Annotated in this window: 24 protein-coding genes; 12 read left to right on the forward strand and 12 right to left on the reverse strand. The window is 71.0% G+C overall.

The window, feature by feature from the left end; all coding sequences use genetic code 11:
• Positions 1-41: 41 nt before the first annotated feature.
• Positions 42-1,313, forward strand: coding sequence for an alpha-L-fucosidase (locus OH768_RS02600; RefSeq protein ID WP_406449560.1), 1,272 nt, complete (start codon positions 42-44; stop codon positions 1,311-1,313).
• A 70-nt stretch (positions 1,314-1,383) separates the two neighbouring features.
• Here the strand turns inward: OH768_RS02600 and OH768_RS02605 are convergent, their stop codons facing one another.
• Positions 1,384-2,187, reverse strand: coding sequence for a helix-turn-helix domain-containing protein (locus OH768_RS02605; protein ID WP_406449562.1), 804 nt, complete (start codon positions 2,185-2,187; stop codon positions 1,384-1,386).
• Between the two features lie 155 nt (positions 2,188-2,342).
• Here OH768_RS02605 and OH768_RS02610 point away from each other — a divergent pair, with 155 nt between their 5' ends.
• The 3 genes from OH768_RS02610 to tgmB all read left to right on the forward strand — a co-directional run bounded on the left by OH768_RS02610 (position 2,343) and on the right by tgmB (position 3,998).
• Positions 2,343-2,639, forward strand: coding sequence for a YkvA family protein (locus OH768_RS02610; protein WP_019070093.1), 297 nt, complete (start codon positions 2,343-2,345; stop codon positions 2,637-2,639).
• 164 nt (positions 2,640-2,803) lie between these two features.
• Complete coding sequence (gene tgmA, locus OH768_RS02615; protein WP_019070092.1) at positions 2,804-2,995, forward strand: putative ATP-grasp-modified RiPP; 192 nt, start codon at positions 2,804-2,806, stop codon at positions 2,993-2,995.
• A gap of 16 nt (positions 2,996-3,011) precedes the next feature.
• Positions 3,012-3,998 carry an ATP-grasp ribosomal peptide maturase gene (gene tgmB, locus OH768_RS02620; protein WP_406449565.1) on the forward strand — a complete coding sequence of 329 codons (987 nt, stop codon included), beginning with the start codon at positions 3,012-3,014 and terminating at the stop codon, positions 3,996-3,998.
• Positions 3,999-4,022: 24 nt separating this feature from the next.
• On the opposite strand, the gene OH768_RS02625 is transcribed toward tgmB, so the two are convergent.
• Both OH768_RS02625 and OH768_RS02630 read right to left on the reverse strand, forming a co-directional pair.
• Complete coding sequence (locus OH768_RS02625) at positions 4,023-4,574, reverse strand: toll/interleukin-1 receptor domain-containing protein (protein WP_406449567.1); 552 nt, start codon at positions 4,572-4,574, stop codon at positions 4,023-4,025.
• A gap of 46 nt (positions 4,575-4,620) precedes the next feature.
• The gene (locus OH768_RS02630; RefSeq protein WP_406449569.1) at positions 4,621-5,766 is read right to left on the reverse strand and encodes a serine hydrolase domain-containing protein; all 1,146 of its coding nucleotides are present in this window, start codon (positions 5,764-5,766) and stop codon (positions 4,621-4,623) included.
• 203 nt (positions 5,767-5,969) lie between these two features.
• Between OH768_RS02630 and OH768_RS02635 the strand changes: the two genes are divergently transcribed.
• A complete protein-coding gene (locus OH768_RS02635) occupies positions 5,970-8,006 on the forward strand; it encodes a SpoIIE family protein phosphatase (RefSeq protein ID WP_406449571.1) in 2,037 nt (678 codons plus the stop codon).
• A gap of 4 nt (positions 8,007-8,010) precedes the next feature.
• On the opposite strand, the gene OH768_RS02640 is transcribed toward OH768_RS02635, so the two are convergent.
• The gene (locus OH768_RS02640) at positions 8,011-8,478 is read right to left on the reverse strand and encodes a hypothetical protein (protein WP_406449573.1); all 468 of its coding nucleotides are present in this window, start codon (positions 8,476-8,478) and stop codon (positions 8,011-8,013) included.
• Between the two features lie 144 nt (positions 8,479-8,622).
• Here OH768_RS02640 and OH768_RS02645 point away from each other — a divergent pair, with 144 nt between their 5' ends.
• On the forward strand, positions 8,623-9,591 hold the full coding sequence (locus tag OH768_RS02645) for a GlxA family transcriptional regulator (protein WP_406449575.1): 969 nt from the start codon (positions 8,623-8,625) through the stop codon (positions 9,589-9,591).
• Positions 9,592-9,596: 5 nt separating this feature from the next.
• On the opposite strand, the gene OH768_RS02650 is transcribed toward OH768_RS02645, so the two are convergent.
• From OH768_RS02650 to OH768_RS02660, 3 genes are all read right to left on the reverse strand, one after another.
• A complete protein-coding gene (locus OH768_RS02650) occupies positions 9,597-9,827 on the reverse strand; it encodes a DUF5133 domain-containing protein (protein ID WP_406449577.1) in 231 nt (76 codons plus the stop codon).
• Between the two features lie 74 nt (positions 9,828-9,901).
• The gene (locus OH768_RS02655; protein WP_406449579.1) at positions 9,902-11,674 is read right to left on the reverse strand and encodes an ABC transporter ATP-binding protein; all 1,773 of its coding nucleotides are present in this window, start codon (positions 11,672-11,674) and stop codon (positions 9,902-9,904) included.
• A gap of 89 nt (positions 11,675-11,763) precedes the next feature.
• Positions 11,764-12,621, reverse strand: coding sequence for an aldo/keto reductase (locus OH768_RS02660; protein ID WP_406449581.1), 858 nt, complete (start codon positions 12,619-12,621; stop codon positions 11,764-11,766).
• Between the two features lie 414 nt (positions 12,622-13,035).
• Here OH768_RS02660 and OH768_RS02665 point away from each other — a divergent pair, with 414 nt between their 5' ends.
• Positions 13,036-13,698 carry a hypothetical protein gene (locus OH768_RS02665; protein WP_406449583.1) on the forward strand — a complete coding sequence of 221 codons (663 nt, stop codon included), beginning with the start codon at positions 13,036-13,038 and terminating at the stop codon, positions 13,696-13,698.
• A 137-nt stretch (positions 13,699-13,835) separates the two neighbouring features.
• Positions 13,836-14,723, forward strand: a complete 888-nt coding sequence (locus tag OH768_RS02670) for a Gfo/Idh/MocA family protein (protein ID WP_406449585.1) — start codon at positions 13,836-13,838, stop codon at positions 14,721-14,723.
• On the opposite strand, the gene OH768_RS02675 is transcribed toward OH768_RS02670, so the two are convergent.
• Together OH768_RS02675 and OH768_RS02680 are read right to left on the reverse strand one after the other, a co-directional pair.
• Positions 14,724-15,080, reverse strand: a complete 357-nt coding sequence (locus tag OH768_RS02675; protein WP_406449587.1) for a hypothetical protein — start codon at positions 15,078-15,080, stop codon at positions 14,724-14,726.
• 134 nt (positions 15,081-15,214) lie between these two features.
• Positions 15,215-16,105 carry a GNAT family N-acetyltransferase gene (locus OH768_RS02680; RefSeq protein WP_406449589.1) on the reverse strand — a complete coding sequence of 297 codons (891 nt, stop codon included), beginning with the start codon at positions 16,103-16,105 and terminating at the stop codon, positions 15,215-15,217.
• Between the two features lie 357 nt (positions 16,106-16,462).
• Here OH768_RS02680 and OH768_RS02685 point away from each other — a divergent pair, with 357 nt between their 5' ends.
• The 4 genes from OH768_RS02685 to OH768_RS02700 are packed head-to-tail and all read left to right on the forward strand — an operon-like array spanning position 16,463 to position 19,443.
• Entirely contained in the window at positions 16,463-17,809 is a 1,347-nt protein-coding gene (locus tag OH768_RS02685) for a GH25 family lysozyme (RefSeq protein WP_406449591.1), read from the forward strand.
• A 38-nt stretch (positions 17,810-17,847) separates the two neighbouring features.
• Complete coding sequence (locus OH768_RS02690; protein ID WP_406449593.1) at positions 17,848-18,228, forward strand: hypothetical protein; 381 nt, start codon at positions 17,848-17,850, stop codon at positions 18,226-18,228.
• Positions 18,229-18,254: 26 nt separating this feature from the next.
• On the forward strand, positions 18,255-18,674 hold the full coding sequence (locus OH768_RS02695) for a hypothetical protein (protein ID WP_406449595.1): 420 nt from the start codon (positions 18,255-18,257) through the stop codon (positions 18,672-18,674).
• 19 nt (positions 18,675-18,693) lie between these two features.
• Positions 18,694-19,443: a D-Ala-D-Ala carboxypeptidase family metallohydrolase gene (locus OH768_RS02700; protein ID WP_406449597.1), complete on the forward strand. Its 750-nt coding sequence runs from the start codon at positions 18,694-18,696 to the stop codon at positions 19,441-19,443.
• Positions 19,444-19,508: 65 nt separating this feature from the next.
• On the opposite strand, the gene OH768_RS02705 is transcribed toward OH768_RS02700, so the two are convergent.
• From OH768_RS02705 to OH768_RS02715, 3 genes are all read right to left on the reverse strand, one after another.
• Complete coding sequence (locus OH768_RS02705) at positions 19,509-20,567, reverse strand: helix-turn-helix domain-containing protein (protein ID WP_406449599.1); 1,059 nt, start codon at positions 20,565-20,567, stop codon at positions 19,509-19,511.
• Between the two features lie 170 nt (positions 20,568-20,737).
• Positions 20,738-21,046 carry a hypothetical protein gene (locus tag OH768_RS02710; RefSeq protein WP_406449601.1) on the reverse strand — a complete coding sequence of 103 codons (309 nt, stop codon included), beginning with the start codon at positions 21,044-21,046 and terminating at the stop codon, positions 20,738-20,740.
• A 74-nt stretch (positions 21,047-21,120) separates the two neighbouring features.
• On the reverse strand, positions 21,121-23,541 hold the full coding sequence (locus OH768_RS02715; protein ID WP_406449603.1) for a GH92 family glycosyl hydrolase: 2,421 nt from the start codon (positions 23,539-23,541) through the stop codon (positions 21,121-21,123).
• Positions 23,542-23,656: the final 115 nt, after the last annotated feature.

Below are 23,656 nucleotides of genomic sequence, written 5' to 3' on the forward strand. Positions count from 1 at the left end.
CCGCCCACGCGCCCCGCCGTCCCGCGGCCTAGCTTGGCGGTATGCCGATGCAACCCTGGTTCCGCGATGCCAAGTTGGGCATCTTCGTCCACTACGGGATCTACGCCGTCGACGGCGTGCCGGAGTCCTGGTCGTTCTACACGGGCCAGGTCCCGCACGACCAATACATGCGCCAGCTGGACGGGTTCACCGCCGCGCGCTACGAACCACGGAATTGGGCGCGGCTGTTCGCGCGGGCGGGTGCCCGGTACGCGGTGCTGACCGCCCGGCACCACGACGGTGTGGCCCTGTGGGACTCGGCCCACGGCGACCTGGACGTGGTCCGCCGCACCCCGGCCGGCCGCGATCTGATCGGGCCCTATGCCGACGCGCTGCGCGAGGAGGGCCTCAAGGTCGGCCTCTACTACTCCCATTCCGACTGGAACCACCCCGACTACGCCAGCACGGTGCACCCGCGCCCGCCGGACGAGGAGCTGCGCGCCAACCCGTACGCCTCCGCCCGGCCCGGCGAGGAGGATCCGGCCGCCTGGGCGCGTTACCTCGCCTACCGCGACGGCCAGGTAGGCGAGTTGGTGGCCCGATTCCGGCCCGACCTGCTGTGGTTCGACGGCGAGTGGGAGCGCGCCGAAGAGCAGTGGGGCATGCGGGAGTTGGCGGAGCTGATCCTCGCCGGGAACCCCGACACCGTCCTCAACGCCCGCATGCTGAGCCACGGCGACTACGCGACGCCCGAACAGGGGGTGCCGCTGCAAGCCCCGGACGGGCCTTGGGAGTTGTGTCTGACGGTCAACGACTCGTGGGGATTCCAGCACGGGGACCACCATCACAAGTCGGTGCGGCAGCTGGTGCGTTACTTCACGGAGACCATCGGGATGGGCGGCAATCTGCTGCTCGACGTGGGGCCGGAGGAGGACGGGACGATCCCGCCCGAGCAGGTGGAGCGCCTTGAGGGGCTCGGCGCGTGGATCGCCCGGCACTCCGAGGCGGTGTACGGCACGCTGGCCGGCCTGCCCGCCGGGCACCACTACGGGCCGAGCACCCTGTCCGCCGACCGCCGCACGCTGTACCTGGTGTGCTTCGACCCGCCGCGCGAGTCGGTGTCGGTGCGCGGCCTGCGTACGCCCGTGAAGCGGGTCACGGTGCTCGGTTCCGGCGCCGGACTCGGCCACGACGTGATCGGCGGGCTCGGCGAGGTGCCGGGCGTGACGTGGATCGACGCACCGCGGGCGGCCGATGTGGACGAGCTGGCGACGGTCCTGGCGGTGGAGCTGGACGGGGAGTTGGACCTGTACCGGGGTGCGGGCCGGGACTGACCGCGCGGCGAGGACCGGCGCCGACCTGCACGATGCGCGCCAGGACTTACCCGCACAGCGCGGGTCGGATTCACCCGGTGCCGGCGCGAACAGCCCTTGGCGAGGCGCCCAGTTCGCGTCGGCACGCCTTGTTGAAGGCCTGCAGATCGCCGATGCCGACGGCCGCCGCGATCGCCGGGACGGAGAGCGTCGACTCACGGAGCAGATGCCGTGCGTGTTCCAGGCGGCGGTGCCGGATGTAGGCGACGACCGTGCTGCCGATCTCGGCGCGGAACAGGCGGATGAGGTGGTTGTGCGAGACCCCGGCCGCGCGCGCCACCTCGGGCACCGTCAGCGGTGCCGCCAGGTGCGCTTCGATGTGTGCGACGGCGAGGGCGAGCGCGGGGTGGGGTCCGGCGGTGTCACCGGCGGCCGGGGTGGCGAGGTCGGCCACCCGCCACAGCACGGTCCACAACTCGGCAGCCGCACGGGCGGAGTTGCGCGGCGCCGCCGCGACGGCCCGCAGCATCAGGTCGGTGAGCACGGGCGTCTGCGTACCGGCGTCCTGCATCACGGGAACGGTCAACCGCTCACCGGCGGAAGGAAGTTCCAGGTGGGCGAAGAGATGCTCGGAGCGTCCCCGGTAGTGGAAGCGCACCAGCGCGCCGGGCGGCACCAGGCTCACCTGGCCGGGCCTGATCCCGTACGGCACCCCGTCGACGGTCAACTCCGCCTCGTACCGGTAGAGATGGAACTGCCAGAGGTCGGGCAGCCGGAACACGTCACGTGGGCTCACCGTGCCGTGCACACCGACGCCGAGGCTCGCGACGCGCGGTGGGGCGTCGAGGCAGATCCGTACGTGGGTTCCCGTTCCCGTCCCGCTGGTCGCGCTCACGGTGAAAACGTACCAGTGCCCGACGTGGGGCCGGTGACTGTCAAGACTCTTCCGGGCGTTCGGGTGTGATGTTCCCCTCTTCGGCAATACCGGGGCCTCAACCGGGCATCCGGATAGGGCACATGTCGTGCGGCAGGACCGGAAAAGGGGAGCCCGTGGATTCGACCACAACCGTGATCGTCGTCGCCGTGGTGCTCGCGGTGGCGCTGCTCGCCGTGGCCGTCGGAGTGCTGGTGCGGCTCGTCCGCATGCGGCGCGGACTGCGGCGCGCAGGGCTTCCGACCGGCCCCAAATGGGTTTTCTGGGGTGCCGTCCTCTACTTCGTACTGCCGACCGACCTGATGCCGGATCCCGTGTACTTGGACGACATCGCCGTACTTCTCCTCGCCCTGCGCTCGATGCGTAAGTCCCTCGGCGAGCAGGAGGAGGGGCGGCCGGGCGACCTCGGCTGAACCCGGGGAGCGTCTTACCTTCCTTACTGTGACTACGCAGAGTAAGGAAACCATTCACTCGTTCGATTCGTATAAGTCTCTGGAAGCAGACGGAAGTCAGCGGGCCAAGCGACCTCGCAGGGTGGCCACCGCTTGCACGAGGCAGTACCGACGAGGGAGAGACGATGCAACCGTTCGCGCTCAACTATGCTCGCCCGGCAGCACAGTTGGAGCTCACCACTCCGTACAGCTACGACTCCGGACTGCAGTTGAACGTGCTCGCCGACGGACGGGTCGCCGCCCATGATCTCGCTCTGCTGAGAGAACTGGGGACCACGACGTCCACCGCGGGATCGAAGACTCACTTCGACGACTGAACGCGGAACAACGAAAATGACCGTGTTGGTCCTTACCTGCGAAGAGGACGTCACCGCGGACCTGGTGATGGTGCACCTGCACGCGTCCGGCGTCCCCGTGGTCCGGATCGATCCCGCCGATCTCACCGGCGGGGTCGCGCTCTCCGGCGAGTACGTCCACGGAGCCTTCCGCGGCCATCTCGCGGCCGGCGGACGGCTGGTGAGCGTGAGCGGACTGCGTTCCATCTGGGTGCGCAGACCCGGCGCCCCGGCGACCCGCGCACCCCAGCCCTCCGCGTGGCTCACCGAGGAAGCGTCGCAGGCGCTCTACGGCATGCTGCGCGGCTCCGGCGCCCGCTGGATGAACCACCCCGACGCGGCACGCCGCGCCCGGCACAAGCCCTGGCAGCTGCGGCTGGCCCAGCGCAGCGGACTGCCGGTGCCCGCCACGCTGATCACCACGTTCCCGCAGGCCGCCCGCGAGTTCTCGCGGCGCTTCCCGGACCTGGTGGTCAAGCCCGTCTCCGGCGCCCACCCGCAGGATCCGCCCCGGGCGGTGCCGACCAGCCGGGTCGCGCCGGACACCGACTTCGCCGCCGTGGCCTTCGGTCCCACGCTGCTGCAGCGCCGGATCGCCAAGCGCGCCGACATCCGGCTCACCGTGGTGGGCGACCGGATGCTGGCCGCCCGCATGGCGACCGCCCCGGACGCGGACCCCGTCGAGGTCGACTTCCGCTTCGCCGCACCCGCGCAGCCCTGGCACCCCGCCGAGGTCCCGCCGCGCATCGCCGAGGCCGTCCGGACGTATCTGCGCGAGGCCGAACTGGCCTACGGCGCCTTCGACTTCGCCGAGGACGGGGACGGGACCTGGTGGTTCCTCGAGTGCAACCAGTCGGGCCAGTTCGGCTTCGTCGAGGCGGACACCGGCCAGCCGATCGCACGGAGCATCGCGGAGTGGCTGTCCCTCCCGGCCTCCCCGGAGCAGGAGGGATGCGTCAACGGGTCGGACAGCACGGTCGCTTGAGGTAGCCGAAACGGTTCGCCGGAGTCACAGTTCGCAGCCGTCCTGCCAGTTGCACGCGCCACAGATGACCAGCCGCAGCGCCCGGCCGTAGTGATGGTCGACCGTGACGTACGGGCGCAGCCGTTCGCTGCTTCCGCCGCACCGTGGGCAGCTCGCGAACAGCCCCAGAGGACCGAAGTCGCTGATCGCCAAGGTGTTTTCGGTGGGGGTGCCCCGAACGGGAAGCGCCGGCACGAGGGCCGGGAAGCCGAGCCGCACGATCATCGCCGCCGCCTCGTCCGACACACGGCCCCAGCCCTGAGCGAGCCGCAGGTGGCGCAGCCCGGCCAGGGCGGGCGGCAGCGGCGTGTCGTCGAGCCGGACGGGCACGTGTGCGCCGAGCGGCGCGGGTCCCATCGGCGTCGGGTCCCACGCCGCCGACCACAGCAGGACGACGACGGTCTCAGGATCGGGGGCACCGTCCGCGGCTGTCGGCCACACGTCGAGCACGACGTCGGCCCCGGCGCGTCCCAGCGCGTCCGCGAGCGCGAACGCCACCCGCTCGTCCTGCCGTTGATAAGAGAGTCGCGTGCGCACGCACTCATGATGCGGTATGCCGGAGGCGCCCGGCACGCCTGTGGTGTTACGACCCGTATGTCCCCAGGAGGCTGCACACCGCGTCCTCCTCGACCGCGCGCACCTTGCTCAGCAGAGGGGCGTTCCCCGCCTGGTTCACCTGAGTTGTCAATGAGAAAGTGAGCGCGCGCCGGCCGTCGGGGGTGGCCGCGATCAACTGTGTGTAACCGAGGGTGTTCCCGGTATGTCCGAGAACGACCCCGCAGCGGGTGTCGTAGCGGAAGAGGGCGAGTCCGGCGCTGTTGCGGCCTGGTCCCGCCGGTTCGGAGGCGCCGGGGATCCAGTGCCGCTGTTCCCGCAGAGCCGCCTTGGAGGTGAGGGCTCCTGCCGCGTAGCCGCCGATGAACGCGGCCAGGTCGCGGGGCGAGGAGGTGATGCCGCCGGACGCCCACACCCCCGACATGCCGATCGCCTCGCTGACGTCCTCGGGTCCCGACGGTCCGCCGACCGCGTAGCCGTGCATGTACGGCTCCGGCATCCGGTACCCCTGCGGCAGGCTCGTGTCACGCAGGCCCAGCGGCCGGTACACGTCGTGGCGCAGCAGGTCCTCGTAGCGCGCGCCGGTCGCGGCCTCCGCCATCAGCGCCACGGCGATGTTGTCGGAGTTGGAGTACTGGTACTGCGAGCCGGGCGCGAACCGCAGCGGCTCTCCCGCCACGAAGTCGAGCAGGCGCCGCGAGTCGAAGTGGCGGCGCGGGTCGGCCGCGATGAGGCTCCGGAACCGTGTGCTCTGGCTGAAGTCCGGGAGCCCGCTGGTGTGCTGGAGCAGCTGACGCAGGGTCACTGCCCGCCACGCCTTGGGCAGTTGGGGCAGCCGGGCGCCGATCGTGTCGTCGAGGGCGAGCCGGTGCTGTCGTACGAGACTCAGGGCCACCGCCCCGCTGAACGCCTTGCTGGTGCTCGCGGTCCGGGTGTGGTCGTCCGGTTCGAGCGGGCGGCCGGTGGTGAGGTCGGCGGTGCCGGCCCGCAGGACGCGCTGCCGGTCGCCGTCGCGCAGCACGACGATCACGCCGGGCGGGCCGCCCGGGGCGGCGACCAGTTCGTCGAGGCCGCGCTGGAGGGAGTGGTCGTCGGCCGCGGCGGGCGACGCGGGCACGAGGGCGCCGACGCAGCCGGCGACCAGGAGGGAGACGAGACGGAGCGGGAAGGGCATCGGGTGTCCTGGGGGAAGTGGGGGGGGCAGGGCACGACCAGAATCCGGGGCCTCGTCGGCGCCCGCACGGGTATGTGCTCCATACGGCCGCGTCCGCTCCCCCTGTCCTCACGGTGTTGCCGGGTGGAGCGGGCTGTGCCGTAATCGGATGACCGGCGGTGCGGATCTTGGTGGTGTCGTGCCGCGCCGGAAGGAGCGGCTGGATGGACGCGTACGGTGCCGGGGACGGTGTCACGGCCGCCTCGGGAGGACTGCTGGACCTGTTGCAGGTCGCGGCGGTGGTCCTGGACGCCGGCGGGTACATCGCGCTGTGGAGTCCCGAGGCGGAGCAGCTGCTCGGCTACTCCGCCGAGGAGGCGCTGACGCAGCTCGCCGACCGGCTGCTGGTGTCGCCCGACGACCGGGGCCGGGCGCGTGAGCTGTTCGCCCAGGTGGGCTCGGGTGCCCGCTGGGCGGGGGTCTTCCCGCTGCTGCACCGGGACGGCACGGAGCGGCCCGTGGAGTTCCGTACCATGCGGCTGCGCGACAGCCACGGCCAGGCACATCTGCTGGGACTGGCGGCGGACGCCAGGACGGTACGGGGCGTGGAACGGGACCTGGCGCTGTCCCACAGCCTGGTGCGCCAGACACCGGTGGGCATCGCCGTGTTCGACACCGATCTGCGGTGGGTCACGGTGAACCCGGCCCTGGAACGCATCAACGGCGTACCGGAGGCGGACGTCGTCGGGCGCCGGGTCGGCGAGGTGCTGCCGGGTCTCGACGTGGCGGCCATCGAGTCACGGATGCGGCATGTGCTGATCACCGGCAAGCCACTGCTCGACCAGCAGAGCGTGGGCCGTACGGCGGCCGATGCCGTGGAGCGGGCGTACTCGGAGTCGTACCACCGCATCGAGGACGCGCAGGGCCGGGTGCTCGGGCTCGCGATGGCCGTCCTGGACGTCACCGAGCGGGAGCAGGCGGCGGCCGAGGTCGCGCAGGCGCGCCAGCACCTGTCCGTGGTGGCGGAGGCCGGGGTACGGATCGGGACGACGCTGGACCTCCAGCAGACCGCGCGGGAGCTGGCCGACGTGGCGGTACCGCATGTGGCCGACCTGGCCGCCGTCGACGTCCTGGAGTCGGTCGTGGCGCACGGCGGGATCACTCCGGTGGCCGGAGACGCGCGGGTCGAGTTCCGGGCGCTGGCCGTCGCGGCCGGATACCTCACCGACGCGATCCACGCGGCGGACCCGGTCGGCGAACTGGCCACCTACGGCCCCCACCGCATCATCACCCAGTGCGTCCGCGAGGCCGGGCCGATCCTGGTGGAGCGGGTGGACCGGCCGATGATGCGGCGCATCGCCAGGGACGGGCGCGCCGCCCAGACCCTGCGCGCGGCGGGCGTCCACTCCTACCTTGCCGTCCCGCTGATGGCCCGCGGCGAGGTGCTCGGCACGCTGAGCCTCTACCGCACCGTCAACGAGCGCCCCTTCGACGAACAGGACCGCGTCCTCGCCTCGGAACTCGCCGCGCGCGCCGCGATCTGCATCGACAACGCCCGCCTCTACGGCCGTGAGCGCACCACCGCGCTGACCCTGCAGCGCAGCCTGCTGCCCTCGGCCCCGGTCCGGCAGGAGGGGCTCGACATCGCCGCCCGCTATCTGCCGGCGCTGAGCGAGGTCGGGGGCGACTGGTACGACGTGCTGCCGCTGGGCCCCGGCCGGACCGGGCTCGTCGTGGGCGACGTGATGGGCAAGGGTGTCCAGGCCGCCGCCATCATGGGGCAGTTGAGCACCGCGACCCGAGCACTGGCCCGACTCGACCTGCCGCCCGCCGAGTTGCTGCACCACCTCGACGACCTCACCGGCTCCCTCGACACGATCGCGACCTGCGCGTACGGCGTGGTCGACCTCGGCCGGGGCACCTGCGCGCTGTCCAGCGCCGGGCATCTGCCGCCCGTCCTGATCCATCCCGACGGCGCGGCGGAACTCCTCGACATCCCTGGCGGAGTCCCGCTCGGCGTCGGCGGGGTGGACTTCGGGACCACCGAAGTCGACTTCACCACGGGCGCGTTGCTCGCCCTGTACACCGACGGGCTGGTGGAGAACCGCAGTGAGTCGATCGACGTGGGACTGCACACGCTGACTCGGTTGTTGCAGAGCTCGCGGCGCCCCCTGGAGCAGACGAGCGACATGCTCCTCAACGCGCTGCGCCCGGAGCCTGACGACGATGTCGCGCTCCTCCTGGTCCGCGCCACGGGCTGACCGGTCAGGCGCCCGTGGTCGAGCCGGGCCGGATGATCATCAGGACCGTGACGGTGGCCCACAGCAGGTTGAAGATGCCGGTGAGCATGGCGAGTTGAACGGTCCCGGCCCGCTCCACCGGCCGCCGCGCGTCCAGTTCCTCCAGGAGTTCGTCCTGACGAGGCAGGACGAAGGCGATCAGGATGCCGGCGGCCACCGCCGTGAGGGTGATGGAGGCGATGAGCCAGCCGCTGCCCAGGACGCCCATCGCGGCGGCGGTGGCGAAGCCGAAGAGGGGCACCGCGAGGCCGACCGCGCCGTAGAGGCGGCAGATGCGGTGCAGCAGTCGTACGGTCGTCACCCACGCGTCGGGACCGTCCGTACCGGTGAGAGCGCGGCGGGCCGCCGGTGGGAACATGCTGGCGGCTACGGTCACGGGGCCGACCGCGACGATGGCGGCCAGCACGTGCAGTGCGAGAAGGATCTTGGTCACCGGCCCAGGCTAGGGACGTCCCGTCCGGCCGCACAGGGGCTGGAACGACAGCTTCCAACGGATTCCCGCCAACATCTGTGGTCAGGCTTCAAGCACATAAGGCGGTGTCACCGGGCTGGCGGGAATCTGCCTATCGTGGTGTTCATGCATACCGTCGCGATCCTCGTTCTCGATCATGTGGTGCCGTTCGACATGGCGACCCCGATGGAGGTGTTCGGCCGTACCCGGCTGCCCGACGGCCGGAACGCCTACCGGATCCGGGTGTGCGGCGAGACGCCGGAGGTGCGCACGGACGGATTCGCGCTGCGGGTCGGCCACAGGCTGGAGGCGCTGGCGGACGCCGACACCGTCATCGTCCCCGGCTGCTCGGAGCAGGCCGGGCCTCCCTCCGCGCGGGTGCTGGCGGCGCTGCGGGAGGCAGCGGCGGCGGGTACCCGGATCGTGTCGATCTGCGCCGGTGCCTTCGTGCTCGCCGAGGCCGGACTGCTGGACGGGCTGCGCGCCACCACCCACTGGATCGCCGCGGATCTGCTGGCCCGCGAGTATCCGCTGGTCGAGGTGGAACCGGACGTGCTGTACGTCGACAACGGGCAGATCCTCACCTCGGCAGGGGCCGCCGCCGGGCTCGACCTGTGTCTGCACCTCATCCGCCGGGACTTCGGCTCGGCGGTCGCCGCGGACGCTGCCCGTCTCTCGGTCATGCCGCTCGAACGCGAGGGCGGGCAGGCCCAGTTCATCGTGCACCGGCACCCGCCGGTCCCGCAGGGTTCGACCCTCGAACCGCTCCTTCAGTGGATCGAGGACAACCTCGCCCACGAGGTCACCTTGGCGACGCTGGCGACGCGATCGGGCATGAGCGAGCGGACGTTCAGCCGGCGCTTCCGCGAACAGACGGGCAGCACACCGCTCCAGTGGCTGCTGCGCGCCCGGGTCCGACGCGCCCAGTACCTGTTGGAGAACAGCGACCACCCGATCGAACGGGTCGCCCAGCAGGCCGGGTTCGGCTCCCCCACCGCGTTCCGCGAACGCTTCCGCAAGGTGGTCGGCACGAGCCCGCAGGCGTACCGCTCGGCGTTCCACGGCAGAACGGCGCGCGAAGTGGCGCTCTCCTGAAGGCTCTACGCGAGGGCGCGGTCGTCGGCGGCCGCGCCACGCGCCGCCGCCAACAGGGCGTCCGCCTTGACGATGGCTTCCCGGATGTCCGTGGTGCCCGTCATCACGCACAGGGTGTAGCTGACGTCGTTCAACTCGGCGGCCGTCTGCGGGCGTTGCCTCTCCGCCTGGGCGATGCGGAGCACCGCGTACCGGGTGAGCAGTTTCCTGACGGCCTTCGGGTCCGGCACGAGCACGGAGCGCCCCTCTCTCGTTGTGCGCTTCGTGTGCCCCGCCGAAGCCGGATCAAGCACACCGCCAAGAGCTCCGTTCAGGCGACCTGCCCGCTGTGCAGCGCCGTGTACGCCCCGCCCCGGCGCAGGAGTTCGTCGTGCGTGCCGACCTCCAGGATCTCCCCGTCGCCCATCACCACGATGCGGTCGGCGCCCCGGACGGTGGACAGCCGGTGCGCGACGACGAATGTCGTACGGCCGCGCAGGAGTCGGGCGAGCGCCTGTTGGACGAGCGCCTCCGAGCGGGTGTCCAGGGCCGAGGTCGCCTCGTCCAGGACGAGCACCTTGGGGTCCCGGATCAACGCCCGTGCGATGGCGAGGCGTTGACGCTGCCCGCCGGACAGCCGGGCCCCGCGCTCGCCCACCAGGGTCTCCAGTCCCTGCGGCAACTTCTCCACGAACTCAAGGGCGTTGGCGTCCCGCAGCGCCGCGCGCACCGACTCCTCGTCGGCGTCGTCCATGCCGTAGGCCACGTTGTCGCGGATCGTGCCGTCGAAGAGGATCGACTCCTGGGGGACGACCGAGACGAAGCGGCGGTAGGTGCGCAGGTCGAGGGTGTTCATGTCGGTGCCGTCGAGCAGGAGTTGGCCGCTCGTGGGACGGATGAAGCCGATGACGAGGTTGAGGACGGTGGACTTGCCGGCGCCGGACGCGCCGACGAGGGCGACGGTCTCGCCGGGTGCGACGGTGAGGGTGAAGTCGTGGACGGCGGGGCGGAGTTGGCCGCCGTCGTAGGTGTGGCCGACGCTCCGGAAGGTGACGGCTCCGCGTACCGCGGTGACCATCTCCTTGCCCTCGTTGTCCTCCAGCTCGGGTGCCTGGAGCACCTCGCCGACCGAACGGACCGATTCCAGGCCCTTGGTGATGACCGGGGCCAGGCCCATGAGGGTCGTGGTGGAGTTGGTGAGGGTGGTCAGGAAGGCGCTGAGCATGACGACGTCGCCCGCGGTGACGCCCCAGACGCCGTAGTACGACACCAGGGCGGCGCCGGCGAGGACCAGGACGCCGACCACGTTCAGCACCACCCAGGCCAGCGAGCCGAAGCGGCCGTTGAGCAGGTCGAGGCGGTTTCCGGTGGTGAGGAGTCGGTGCAGGGTGCCGTCCATGCGGCGCAGGGCCTTGCCCTCCAGGCCGTGGGCGCGGGTGACCGGGATGAGGCGGGTCATCTCCGTCACGCGCGAGGAGAGGGTCTCGACCTCGTGACGGAAGTGCTCGTTGTGGGTGCGGAGGCGGGCCCGCAGCCGGGACACCAGCAGCGCGGCGACCGGCACGACGACCACGAAGACGGGCACGAACTCCGGTGTGCGGAAGGCGATGATGACCAGGCCGCCGGTGAGCACGGTGATCGCCCCGAGCCCGGTCTCGGCGGTCTGCTGGACCATCTGCTCGACGGTCTCCACGTCCCGTACGACCTTGGCCTGGAGCACTCCGGCGCTGATCCGGGAGTGGTAGCCGATGGAGAGCTGCTGCATCCGGGTGCACAGTGCCGAGCGCAGGTCGGTGCCCATGCGGCGGACGCTGCCGTAGAGGAGGCGGACGTAGAGGACGTGCAGGGGGTAGTTGATCAGCAGGATGAACAGGATGACACCGGTGCTGATCCAGAGTCTGCTGACCGGCTGGTGCTGGACGACCGTGTCGATGATGGACGCGGTGATCAGCGGGAGCAGCCAGATGGGACTGTGCTTGACCGTGAACACGGCGACGGCGAAGGCCAGGCGTCTGCGGTCTTCGTGGAACAGGTAGGCGAGGGTGCGGATCGGGTGTTCGTCGCGGTAGCGGTGGTCGAGCGGCTTGTCCGTGGACGACGCCATCGGTGGTGGTCCTCCCCCTGTGACCGGTTGGCGGGCAAGCGCTCTCTTCCCTTGCCCGCCACAACTACACCTCCAGCGTCACCGCCTTCTCACGCTGCGTCCAGCTCCGCGAACTCCTCGGCGGAGAGCGTCAGTTCGGGCGCGGCGGCCGAGTCGCGGATCGTCTCGGGGCGGCTGGCGCCCGGGATCGGTACGACGACCGGCGACTTGGCGAGCATCCAGGCCAGGCACACCCGCTGCGGGCTGACCCCGTGCTTCTCGGCGATCCGGGCGAACGGCGCGTAGGCGGAGCCGAGTTCACCGGCGCGGCTGATGCCGCCGAGGGGGCTCCAGGGCAGGAACGCGATGCCGAGTTCGTCGCACAGCTCCAGCTCCGGTTCGCTGGAGCGGAAGGCCGGGGAGAACTGGTTCTGCACGGAGACCAGCCGCCCTCCGAGGATCTCGTTCGCGAGCCGGATCTGTTCCGGGTTTGCGTTGGAGATCCCGGCGAGGCGGATCTTGCCCGCGTCGAGCAGGTCCCGGATCGCGCCGACGGAGTCCGCGTACGGGACCCTCGGGTCGGGGCGGTGGAACTGGTAGAGCGCGATGGCCTCCACGCCCAGTCGGCGCAGGGACGCCTCGCAGGCCTCCTTGAGGTATTCGGGGCTGCCGTTCAGGGTCCAACTGCCGTCCCCGGGGCGCAGATGGCCGCCCTTGGTGGCGACCAGGACGTCCGCGCCGCGGTCGTGCGAGGCGAGGGCCTTGGCGATCAGGGTCTCGTTGTGTCCGACCTCGTCGGCGTGCAGGTGGTAGGCGTCCGCGGTGTCGATCAGCGTCACGCCCGCGTCGAGGGCGGCCTGGATGGTGGCGAGGGAGCGTGCCTCGTCCGGCCGTCCCTCGATCGACATGGGCATACCGCCCAGGCCGATCGCACTGACCTCGACGTCACCGATACGGCGGGTGTCCATTGCTCGTGCTCCTCTTCCGGTCTTCCGGCTGTCGCGCAGAACCGTGCCGTCCCATTCCGCCGGACGACCGGTCGGGTCGCGGCGGGCAGGGCGCGTCCTCCAGCCTCTCCGGCCCGGGTCCGCAGGTCCAATAGAAGAAATCGAACGCATCCAGCAGCGGGACTGCTCAATCACCGAGCGGCCGCAACAGGCGACGCGTTTGTTAGGACTTCTTAAGGCGCGCATGAGCGTCTCCATATGTAGGGCGCCCAGGCTCGGAGTAGTTGCCCCAGCGAAGGGAACCCCACCATGGACGACCACGACCTGACACATGACTCTTCGCCCGAGCCCACCCAGCCCACCCCCACAGCCACGACCGGACGAGCCCCTCGGTCCGTCCCACGGCGGATGCTGTCCCGGAGAGGCGCGTGGGTCATGGCCGCCGGGCTGGCGTGCGCGGTGGCAGGAGCCGGGTTCGGCAGTACGTCCGCCGTCGCGGATTCGTCGTCTCCCGCACCCGCGGCGACGGCCTCGCCGGCTCCGACGCCGACCGGTCCGGAGGGCGACGGCCCCCAGGCCGACCCGTCCGACGGCGGTGCGACCGGCATCGTCGACACCACGTCACCGTCGGGCTTCACCATGACGACGGCGACGGGCGTGAAGGTGACCGTGACCGAATCCTCCGCCACGAAGACCACCGGAGCCCCCGCCAAGGCCGTGAAGAAGGGTGCGAGCGTCCTCGTCCTCGGAACGGTCGACAGCGCGACCGTCGCCGCGACCCGGGTCGTCGTCCAGCGCGGTGGCGACGGCGGAACGGCAGCCGCCGCAGCGGCGGGAGTGATCGCCTTCCAGCAGGGGACACCGTCACCGGACAAGTCGGTCGGCCGGATCCCGGACTACACCGAGGGCGAAGGCACGATCATCAACGGCACGAACGCCTACAAGGCGATCAAGGCGGCTCAGGCCGTCGTCCCCGGCGGCATCAACGACCGTGTCGTCGAACTGGGCGACGGCGAGTACGAGGTCCACAACATCAGCGTCAACTGGCCGCACCACGTCTTCGTCGACAAGAATTTCAAGGTTGTCGGCTGGGAGTAGGCGCCGACGGGGCTTGCGCACCAGCCCCGTTCGTATGGCACGCTCACCGGCGACCGGCCACTCGGATCGCATCCGGTGGTCACCAGGTTCGCCGCGCGGATGCACACCGTGCATCCGCCCCGTGGAGAGGCACCGCCATGCGCATCGGACTGCTCGGCACCGGCCCTTGGGCACAGATGGCACACGCCCCCGCCCTCGCCGGGCACGCGGAGTGGGACTTCGCGGGCGTGTGGGGCCGCCGCCCGGACGCGGCCAAGGAACTGGCCGACGAGTACGGCGTCCCGGCCTACGACGACGTCGACGCCCTCCTCGCGGACGTGGACGCCGTCGCCGTGGCCCTTCCGCCGTCCGTGCAGGCCGAGTTGGCGGTACGGGCCGCGCGGGCGGGCCGGCATCTGCTGCTGGACAAGCCCCTCGCCCCGACGGTGGAACAGGGGCGGGCCGTGGTCGACGCGGTGCGGGAGGCCGGGGTCGCGTCGGTCGTGTTCTTCACCACCCGCTTCCTGCCGGAGACCGAGGCATGGATCACCGAACAGGCCGCCGCCGAGGGCTGGTTCACCGCTCGGGCCCAGTGGCTGGGCTCGGTGTTCACCAGCGACAGCCCGTTCGCCGCCTCGCCCTGGCGGCAGGAGAAGGGCGCGCTGTGGGACGTCGGCCCGCACGCCCTGTCCGTGCTGCTCCCGGTGCTCGGTGACGTCCGCCGGGTGGCGGCGGCCGTGCGGGGTCCCGGAGACACGGCCGTGCTGGTCCTCGACCATGTGGACGGTGCGTCGAGCACGCTCACCCTGAGCCTCACCGCACCGCCCGCGGCGGCGGGGGTCGCGGTCGAACTCCGGGGCGCGGCCGGGGTGACCAGCCTTCCGGACAGCTCGGGCAGCGCGGTGTCCGCCCTGGTCCGGGCCGCCGACGCGCTGGGCGAGGCCGTCCGCACGGGCCGTCCGCACCCGTGCGACGCCGCTTTCGGGCAGCGGGTCACCGAGATCCTGGCGCGGGCCGAGGCGATGGTGGCCGGCGAAGCCGACTGATCACTCGCCGCCGGGCGCCTCCTCGTCCCCGTCCTCGTCGTCGTCGAACGGCTCGTCACTCCATCGGAACCAGGCCCTCTCTCCCTCGATGTGCAGGAGGAACTCGGGCACGGGCCCGTCCGGCGAGGTGAGCGTGACCTGCCGCCGGATCTCGTCGTAGGCCTCCTCCCATCGCGTCCACTCGTCGTCCGCCTGCGCCAGGGCGAGTTCCCGCGCGAACAGCTCCCGTACGGCGGCGAAAGCCGGACCCGCGGTGAACTTGCCCGACAGCCAAGGGAAATCGGCGTCGCCGATCAGGATCTCCCCGACCGATTCCTCATCCCTGTGCACCTGCCAGACCTCGCCGACGAACCCCATGCCCGCCTCCATCCCGCCGTAGAGCCATGTGCCGTGGATCGACCTGCCGCCAGCATGGCACCCGGCACTGACAGTCGGCCCGGCACGGATCACGGACCGGGCCGACTGTCCCGCAGGTCTACCGACCGGTGCGGTTACTCGACGAACTGGAAGTTGGCGCGCTCCCGGATCACCGGATAGCCGACCTCGGCGAAGTGCGCGGCCATCGGGAAGTTGCCCTGGTCCGTGGCGGCGGCGATGAACTCGGCGCCGTGCTCGGCGAGGTAGTGGGTGCACTCGGCCAGCAGGTCGCGGGCGTAGCCGCGGCCGCGCTGTTCCGGTACGACTCCGATGAAGCCGATGCAGGGGCCCGACGGGTTGCGGGCCGGGATGTGGATGCCCACGAGGTCGCCCTCGGGAGTGCGGGCGACCTGCCACCACTCGCGCGGGGACGGGCACCAGCGGAAGAAGTCGATCTCCTCCTGTGCGGCCATTTCGACTCCCCCTTGGCTGATGGCCCGTCGGGCGTGGGCGTCGAGGGTGACGGAGTGGATGCGGCGCAGTGCGTCGAAGAACACGGCGTCGTCGGGTTCGGGGGCGAAGTCGAGGCGTCCGGGGCGCTCGGGCAGGCCGCACTCCGGGGTCCAGCGGTAGATGAACCGCTCGACGAGGAGCTCGTATCCGGCCGAGCGCAGGGCGGTGAAGCGGGCTTCGGCGGCGGCGCGGGTCTCGGGGCTGTCACGCCAGCCGGCGGGAATGTTCAGGTCCACGTCGACTCGCCAGGGCACGCTGCGCAGGAGTTCGGCCCCCGCCTCCTCCTCTCCCTCGATCAGGTCGAAGCAGTCGACGGCGAGGGGTTCGCTGTCGTCCGGGCCACCCCACCAGGCGGCGCGCGCGACGACCGTGCCGTCGCGCAGGGCCACCCGCTGCCAGTCGGGCCGCCAGATCGTCAGCCGGTGCGCGGCTCGGGCGCCGAGCGGGTCGGGAAGTGCGTCGAAAAGGTGCGCGTCGTTCTCGTCGAGCGCGCGAATGACCAGATCGGTCATCGATTCCTCCGGGAGGATTGCTGCGTGGAGCGCTCCCGGTCAGGTCAGTCGAGGCACACCGGGCCTACGGGGAGGGAGCGCTGGGGTGATGTGAAACGCATGGCGCTCGCCTCCTTCCGCTGGTCTCAGGGCGTGCACGCAGACTCTAGGGGGTTGGTCTCCCAGCCGTCCACCGCATTCGGGCCTGCCCCCTGCCCGTATCCCGTGTTCATCCCAGCAGCGATCCGTTCCCGCAGGTCACAGGCGTGTGACTGTCCCGGCGTCCCAACGCGGGCAAAGGGATCCGGCCAACGCGGCAGCCGCTGCCAGCATGAGCCTGCCGGGGCTCCCGGCAACTCATCAGAGGGGAAACATCACATGGGACGAAGGACGCTTCTGCGGGGTCTGACCCTCGCCGTGGCAGCGGTCCTGCCCCTGTACGGGCCTACGGCGGTGCAGGCGGCGGAGTCCGCGGTCACCGCGGTCGCGGTCTGCGGGCACACCAGCACACAGCCCACGCTGCAGCAGGGATCGACGGGGGACGCGGCGGTCGAGGCGCAGTGCGAGCTCAACCTGGCGACGAAGCCCAGCAAGTACACGCCGATCGCGGCGGACGGCTCGTTCGGGCCGGCGACGGCGACGCGGTTGAAGGAGTTCCAGCGGTGCGCCGGTCTGGGCGTGGACGGCGTGCTGGGCCCGCAGACCTGGACGGCGCTGAACATCTGGGCCGCTCAACCCCACACCTGCGCGACCCAGGGCACATCGGCCACCGCGCAGACGACCGTATGCGGCCACACCGACACGCGCCCGACGCTGCAACAGGGCGCGAAGGGCACGGAGGTCAAGGAACTGCAGTGCCGGCTGAACCTGGCCATGGAGCCCTTCCACTATCAACCGCTGGCGATCGACGGCGACTTCGGGGGCGGGACCCAGTCCCGTGTCATCGAGCTCCAGCACTGCGCCAACCTCAGTGCGGACGGCGTCGTGGGCCCCAACACCTGGGCGAAGCTGGTGGATTGGTCCAGCCGTAACACGTACTGCACGCCACCGCGCCCCGCCGGCTACCCGGTCGACGGCCTGGACACGGCCAAGTACCAGCACCCCGGCGGCGCGCCGATCGACTGGAAGGCCGTGAAGGCCTCGGGTGTCGAGTTCGCGACGGTCAAGGCCACCCGGGGGCTGAACGTCACCGACGAATACCTCGCCACCGACCTGGAGGCGGCCAGGACGGCGGGGCTGGCCGTCGCGCCGTACCACTTCTACACGGGCACGGCGCCCGACACGGGTGCCGCGCAGGCCGACCTGTTCATCGCCGCCGTGCGGGCGACCGGCTACACCGGGCAGCGTGCGGGCGACCTGCCGCCGGTGTTCGACCTGGAACGCATGGACGACGGCAGCGGACGCTGTCCCACCTACGGCACGGTGGCCGACGCCAAGGCCTGGCTCGACCAGGTGGAGGCCGCCTTCGGCCGCACGCCGGTCATCTACACCCAGAAGTCCTTCCTGGACGACTGTCTGGGTTCGACCACCGCCTTCGCCCGGTATCCGCTCCAACTCGCGGACTACCGCACGTCGATCACCCAGCCGCCGCTGCCGGCCGGTTCGACGACCTGGGCGATGTGGCAGTACACCGATGCCGCGCTCTTCCCTGGCATCCAGGCACCGGCGACCGGGGACGTGTTCAACGGCACCCAGGCCGATCTGGACCGGCTGGCCAACCGGTGATCCCGGCCGCCCCTCTCGTCGTACCGAGGAGAATCGCCATGACCGCCCGGTTCGCCCACGCGTCCCTCGTCACCCTGGGCTTCACCGTCCCGGCGCCCGCCTCGGCCGCCACCGCCACTGCCGCCGCCACGAGCTGTTACGGCGGAGCAGTCACGGTGCACTACGGGGACGTGCTCGACTTCGGCCCGTACTGGACCACGAGCCGCTGCAACGACATCAACATGCGCGTCGTCGGCGGCGACGCGGAGTACGTCGTCGCCTGCGTGAAGTTCGCGAAGACCGGCGTCTGCAACCGCTGGACCAGGGTCGGCTGGGCCTGGACGACCGTCGCGACCGACGTCCTGGACGGGACCAAGTTCACCGTGCCCAATGGGGTGGATCTGGAGGGCAGTTCCGCCACCATCCAGATCGCCTTCTGACCCCCCACACCCGAACGGAGACCACCATGACCAGAAACAGGGCGTTCGCCTCGGCTCTGTGCACCGCGGCCGCGCTGCTGGGCGTGGGCGTCGCACCCGCCTCCGCGCAGTCCTCGGCCACCGCCACCAGCTGCTACGGCGGCGCCAAGACCCTGACGTACCACTACTCCACGTCGCCCGTGTCCTACGGCACCTATACGACGTCCTCGCGGTGCAACGACATCAACATGAGGCTCGTCACGGACACCCCGGCGGGGGTGTTCCTGTACGCCTGCGTGGTGTTCGTCGACCACACGAGCAAGTGCAACAACGACGACACCTACTCCCTCCACGGTACCGAATGGGCGACCGTCGCCACCGACGTCAAGGACGGCACCCACTTCGTCCTGCGCGTGGGCCCCTACGACACCGACGCGCAGAACGTGACGTTCCAGATCGCCTACTGACCTCCTTGAAAGGACGACCATGACCTCCTCCTTCCGTCCCATCGACCGCCGCACCATGCTGCGCGGCACGCTGGCCGCCGGTGCCGGCGTCGCCTTCGGCCAGCTGCTGTTCTCGGGCACCGCGCAGGCCTATTCCTGGTCGCGCACCCTGGAACAGGGCGCCACCGGCGCCGACGTGACCGAACTGCAGATCCGGATAGCGGGCTGGGCGGCGGACAGCGCCAGCCACAGCCGGGTCGGCATCGACGGGGACTTCGGCCCCGGTACGGCGGCGGCCGTGAAGCGGTTCCAGACGGCGTACGGTCTCACCGCCGACGCCAGTGTCGGCCCCAATACCCAGGCGAAGCTCAACGCGCTGGAGCAGTCGGACGGCTCCACGCTCCACTTCAACTGGAGCGAGTTCTACAACCAGACGGACGGCACCTTCAACGGCGGCAAGCTGAGCGCGTCGCAGGTGAAGGAGAACGTCCGCCGCTGCATGTACAAGCTGGAGGCGCTGCGCAAGAAGCTGGGCGACAAGCCGATCACGGTCAACTCCGGCTTCCGCAGCATCGCGCACAACGCCGACATCGGCGGGGCCAGCGACAGCATGCACCTGTACGGCACGGCGGCCGACCTCGACGTGTCGGGGGTGGCCACGAAGACCGTCTACCAGAAGGCGGAGACCTGCGGGTTCTCCGGGCTGGAGACGTACACCGTCGACCACCAGCACGTCGACAGCAGGGCCGACCTCGGCCGTGACTGGTGGTGGGAGGACGGCACGGTCTGACGCCGCTCTCGGGGGAGCGGAGTTCCGGGTGCCGCGGCGGCGGTGCCCGGAACTCCGGGCGGGCTTCAGCTCTTCGGTGTGCTCTTCAAGGCCGCCTCGCAGGAGGGCCAGTCGTGGAAGTCGTGCTCGGCGCTCCACAGCCGGTGGGCCGCCTTGATGTTCCACTCCGGGTCGAACGCCCGCAATGGTGTGCCGCCCAGCTCCTGCAGACGGCGGTCGGAGATCTGGAACACGCCCCAGTTGCGGCTGCCGTTGGTGTTGGGCAGTACGTACAGCGGGTCGAGGAACGACGCACAGCGGGCGACGGCCACGGCGGTGTCGGGATCCTCGACGAACACCTCGCGGATCAGCTTCGCCACCTTCGCCGGGGGCCAGGTCGTCATGCTCACCTTCTGGGCGTAGAGCGCCTTCTTGGTGGCGTCGTCGACCACGTTCGTGGCGGGCAGACCCGCCAGCACCTGGAACGCGGTCACTCTGCGCAGGGTCTCCGGCCCGAAGTCCCCGTCGACGGCGAGCTTGCCCTTGGCCCGCGCCAGCAGGGTCTGTACCTCGCGCACGCAGTCGTCGTGCTGCCCCATGCTCACCGTCTTGCACGCAGGGGAGAACAGCAACTCACCGTCGGCCGTGGACGAGTCGTCGGTGGAGCTCCCGGGCAGCCACATGAAGCCTGCCAGCAGCACCACCGCGATCACGGCGGCGATTATCGCGAAACGGGAGGACAGCTTCTCGGGCACCCGGGAGCGTCGCGGCTTCCCGGTCCCGTACGGGGTGATCTCCGGCAGGGTGATCTCGGGTGGGGTGACGTCGTCCGGTCCGGGGTCCTCTCCCCCGGGGCTCGCCTGCGCGGGCCCGGGGGATTCGTCCGGTTCCCGTTCCGACTCCGGTTCCGGGTTCTCCTTGGCGGTCGCGGCCGGTGCGTCCCGGTCGGTGTCCGCCAGCGCCCACAGCCGGTGGAGTTCGCGGAGCTCCTCCGGGCTGGCGCCGCACACCTTGGCGAAGGCGTGCACCACCCGGTAGTCCGTCGGGACGCCGAGGCCGGAGCAGTACCGATGCAGACTGGACCCACTGACGCCCGCCTCCTTGCCGAGGCGGTCGTAACCCCGGCCACTGCGGTCCTTCAGCATCCGAAGATGGGCGGCGAACTTTTCGGTATGCGGAGAGGCAGCCACACGTCCCCCATTGCTCAAGCCTCTACTGACGGGTAGAAGCTACACCGCGAGTAGGAGTGCGGGCGCCCTTTCGTCGCCGCGACACGGCGTCAACCTTCTTTCCCGCGACGGTATTTGACGGTGTGTCAATGAGCGGCCGGAGCCGATCGTGAGCCGACGCCGGTTGTCCGCCGTCCACACGCACCGAGGGCGACGACCGCACCCAGCACGATCACGGTGCGCAGTGTGACCCGCAGGAAGTGCAGGAGATGGTCGAAGACGGCTGCCGCGGCTGCCTCCGACTCCCCCTGCGGGGGCAGATGGTCCAGGTAGTAGTGGCGGGCGACGACCAGGGCAGCCCCGGCAGCACCCAGGGCGGTCTTCGCCAGGGCGACCACCGTCAGCACCGGCATCCAGGTAGCGACCACGTCGAGGGCGTGCGCGGCGCCCTGCATGCCCCCGGCCTCCTCCGATCGTCCGGGCGAGCCTCCTGCGGCCGGCGGACGACGAGTCCGCCGGCCGGTGCGGGTCAGTTCGGGAGGCCCTCCGGATCGGTCGCCCAGGTGGTGTTCTGCTCGGTGGCCAGCCGGAAGTCGAGACTGCCGCCCTTCAGGGTCAGGGCAGGGCCGGTCCATGAGCGGGTGAGGTCACGGCCGTCGAGGCGTACGGCGTCGACGTACGCGTGGGTGTCGTCGGCGTCGGGCGCGGTGATGACGATGTCCGTGCGGCCCGGCCGGTCCAGGACCGCCTTCGGGAAGAGCGGTGCGCCGAGCAGCAGGTCGGCGCTGCCCGGGGTGCGCGGATAGAGGCCGAGGGCGGAGAGGACGTACCAGGCGGACATGGTGCCTAGGTCGTCGTTGCCGGGCAGGCCTTTGGGTCCGGTGCCGTACGCGGTGTCGAGGATCTGGCGGACCGTCGCCTGGGTCTTCCAGGGCTGGCCGAGGGAGTTGTACAACCACGGCGCGTGGATGTCGGGTTCGTTCGTCGGGTCGTAGCGCAGCGCGTCGCCGCCCCGGACCGACCATGCCCCGTCGGCCGTGTGGAAGAAGGCGTCGAGCCGGGTGGCGGCCGTCTCGCGTCCGCCCATCGCCCCGGCGAGGCCCTGCACGTCCTGCGGGACCATCCACACGTAGGCGGCGGCCGAGCCCTGTGCGAAGCCGAGGTCGCTCGCCGGGTTGAACGGGGTCACCCAGGAGCCGTCGAGGTTGCGGGCCTGGATGTAGCCCGTGGCGAGGTTGAAGACGTTGCGCCAGTAGGCGCCTCGCGCTTCGAAGTCCTTCGCCTCCTCCGCCCGCCCCAGCAGTTTCGCCCACTGCGCGAGGGCGGAGTCGGCGACCGCGTCCTCCAGGGTCTCGGCGGCGCCGCCCCAGCAGTGGCACACGTCCTGGGCGGCGTAGTGGGAGGTCATGTACTGGGCCAGGTTGGGGCGTTGGCCCACGCACTGGCCAGGGCAGCCGGCGTCCGAGAGTTCGTCGGGGTTGGGCACGGTGGCCTGGTGGACGAGGGAGTCGAAGGCGCCCTGGTAGTCGAAGTTGCGTACGCCCATGGCGTAGAAGGTGGCCAGGGTCGCGGCGGACGGGTCACCGGTCATGACGTGGGTGGCGCCGCTGATGTGCACCCAGCGGTCCCAGACGCCGCCGTTCTGCTGGGCGAAGTTGTAGAGCGACTGGGCGAAGTCGCCCGCGACGGTGGGCTCCAGGAGAGCGAGCAGCTGGATCTGGGCGCGGTACTGGTCCCAGCCGGAGAAGTTGCTGTACTGCGCCCGCTGACCGCGCGCCAGCCGGTGGACGGCCTGGTCCATGCCCCAGTAGCGGCCGTCGGTGTCGCTGATCAGGTTGGGCTGCATGAGGGCGTGATAGAGGGCCGTGTAGAAGGTCTGGCGGCGGCCGGGGGTGCTGCCGTCGACGCGTACGGTGCTCAACTCGCGGTCCCACGCGCGGGCGCCCGTCTTGGCGACGTCGGCCACGCGCGCGTGCGGGGCGATTTCCTGGCGGAGGTTGGTCTCGGCTCCGGAGAGGCTGACGTACGAGATGCCGAGCCGCATGTGGACATCGTTGTCAGCCGCCGTGTCGAAGCCGACCCAGCCGCCGGAACCACGGCCCGCTCGGTCGGCGCCGGTGGCGTATCCCTCGCCTCCGGAGGCGGTCGTCGAGCCGGGTGAGACCGTGCTGTCGTGCCAGGTGCCGACCGAGGAGAAGGCGCGGTCGAAAGAGGCGCTGAAGTAGAGCCGGTAGTAGCTCTTGCGGTTGTTGACACCGCCGTTGGCGCGGCGCCCGCAGAACGCGCCGGTGAGGACCCAGCCGGTCACCTTGCGGTGGGCGGTGTCGATGTCGACGTGGGCGTCCGCGCTGCCGTTGAGGGAGTTGGAGACGCGGAAGAGCAGGCTCGCCGGGCGGTCGGCGGGGAAGGTGAAGTCGGCGACTCCGGCGCGCTTGCTGACGGCCAGGTCGGCGGTGGCACCGGAGGCGAGGCCGAGGGTGTAGCGGCCGGGGGCGGCCTTCTCGTCGGCGTGCGAGAAGTTCGACGCGTAGACGGCGTCCTTGGTGTCCGCCGACGGTGACGAGGTGACGTCACCCACGAACGGCATGATCGGTACGTCGCCAGCCGCGCCCGGGTTGCAGCCGGCGCCGTTGACGTGGGTGAGGCTCAGGCCGCGGATGCGGGTGGCGCCGTACTCGTAGCCGTTGGCGGCGCCCGTGCTGGTCTGGTCGCCGGTGGTGCTGGTCGGGGACCAGGCGATCATGCCGCCAGGGAGGGTGGCGCCGGGGTAGGTGTTGCCGCCGTTGGAGGAACCGATCAGCGGGTCGACGAGGGAGGACAACTCGCCGGAGGTACCGGTCGCCGCGGCGAGGGCGGGGAACGGGGCGGCTGCGGCGAGCGCGGTCGTGACCGCCGCGGCCGCGACTCCGACGCCGAACCGCCTTGCCGTGCCCAGTAGTTGGTGATGCATGCGTCAAGTCGCCTTTCGGGGAAGGGACATGGGGCCGAAGAAACCGGCCGAAGAGACAGGGGGCGTCGCGAGGCTAGGAGGCCGCGCGATGGGAGGGAAGAGGCACCCGGTAACG

Origin of the sequence: Streptomyces sp. NBC_01622 (assembly GCF_045209635.1) — a bacterium.
Taxonomy (GTDB): Bacteria; Actinomycetota; Actinomycetes; order Streptomycetales; family Streptomycetaceae; genus Streptomyces.

Excerpts from the sequence above, each read along its gene's own strand:
- OH768_RS02600 (WP_406449560.1), top strand. The coding sequence starts at position 42 with ATGCCGATGCAACCCTGGTTCCGCGATGCCAAGTTGGGCATCTTCGTC.
- tgmA (WP_019070092.1), top strand. The coding sequence starts at position 2,804 with ATGCAACCGTTCGCGCTCAACTATGCTCGCCCGGCAGCACAGTTGGAG.
- tgmB (WP_406449565.1), top strand. The coding sequence starts at position 3,012 with ATGACCGTGTTGGTCCTTACCTGCGAAGAGGACGTCACCGCGGACCTG.
- OH768_RS02630 (WP_406449569.1), bottom strand. The coding sequence starts at position 5,766 with ATGCCCTTCCCGCTCCGTCTCGTCTCCCTCCTGGTCGCCGGCTGCGTC.
- OH768_RS02635 (WP_406449571.1), top strand. The coding sequence starts at position 5,970 with ATGGACGCGTACGGTGCCGGGGACGGTGTCACGGCCGCCTCGGGAGGA.
- OH768_RS02645 (WP_406449575.1), top strand. The coding sequence starts at position 8,623 with ATGCATACCGTCGCGATCCTCGTTCTCGATCATGTGGTGCCGTTCGAC.
- OH768_RS02655 (WP_406449579.1), bottom strand. The coding sequence starts at position 11,674 with ATGGCGTCGTCCACGGACAAGCCGCTCGACCACCGCTACCGCGACGAA.
- OH768_RS02660 (WP_406449581.1), bottom strand. The coding sequence starts at position 12,621 with ATGGACACCCGCCGTATCGGTGACGTCGAGGTCAGTGCGATCGGCCTG.
- OH768_RS02665 (WP_406449583.1), top strand. The coding sequence starts at position 13,036 with ATGGCCGCCGGGCTGGCGTGCGCGGTGGCAGGAGCCGGGTTCGGCAGT.
- OH768_RS02670 (WP_406449585.1), top strand. The coding sequence starts at position 13,836 with ATGCGCATCGGACTGCTCGGCACCGGCCCTTGGGCACAGATGGCACAC.
- OH768_RS02675 (WP_406449587.1), bottom strand. The coding sequence starts at position 15,080 with ATGGGGTTCGTCGGCGAGGTCTGGCAGGTGCACAGGGATGAGGAATCG.
- OH768_RS02680 (WP_406449589.1), bottom strand. The coding sequence starts at position 16,105 with ATGACCGATCTGGTCATTCGCGCGCTCGACGAGAACGACGCGCACCTT.
- OH768_RS02685 (WP_406449591.1), top strand. The coding sequence starts at position 16,463 with ATGGGACGAAGGACGCTTCTGCGGGGTCTGACCCTCGCCGTGGCAGCG.
- OH768_RS02690 (WP_406449593.1), top strand. The coding sequence starts at position 17,848 with ATGACCGCCCGGTTCGCCCACGCGTCCCTCGTCACCCTGGGCTTCACC.
- OH768_RS02695 (WP_406449595.1), top strand. The coding sequence starts at position 18,255 with ATGACCAGAAACAGGGCGTTCGCCTCGGCTCTGTGCACCGCGGCCGCG.
- OH768_RS02700 (WP_406449597.1), top strand. The coding sequence starts at position 18,694 with ATGACCTCCTCCTTCCGTCCCATCGACCGCCGCACCATGCTGCGCGGC.
- OH768_RS02705 (WP_406449599.1), bottom strand. The coding sequence starts at position 20,567 with ATGCTGAAGGACCGCAGTGGCCGGGGTTACGACCGCCTCGGCAAGGAG.
- OH768_RS02710 (WP_406449601.1), bottom strand. The coding sequence starts at position 21,046 with ATGCAGGGCGCCGCGCACGCCCTCGACGTGGTCGCTACCTGGATGCCG.
- OH768_RS02715 (WP_406449603.1), bottom strand. The coding sequence starts at position 23,541 with ATGCATCACCAACTACTGGGCACGGCAAGGCGGTTCGGCGTCGGAGTC.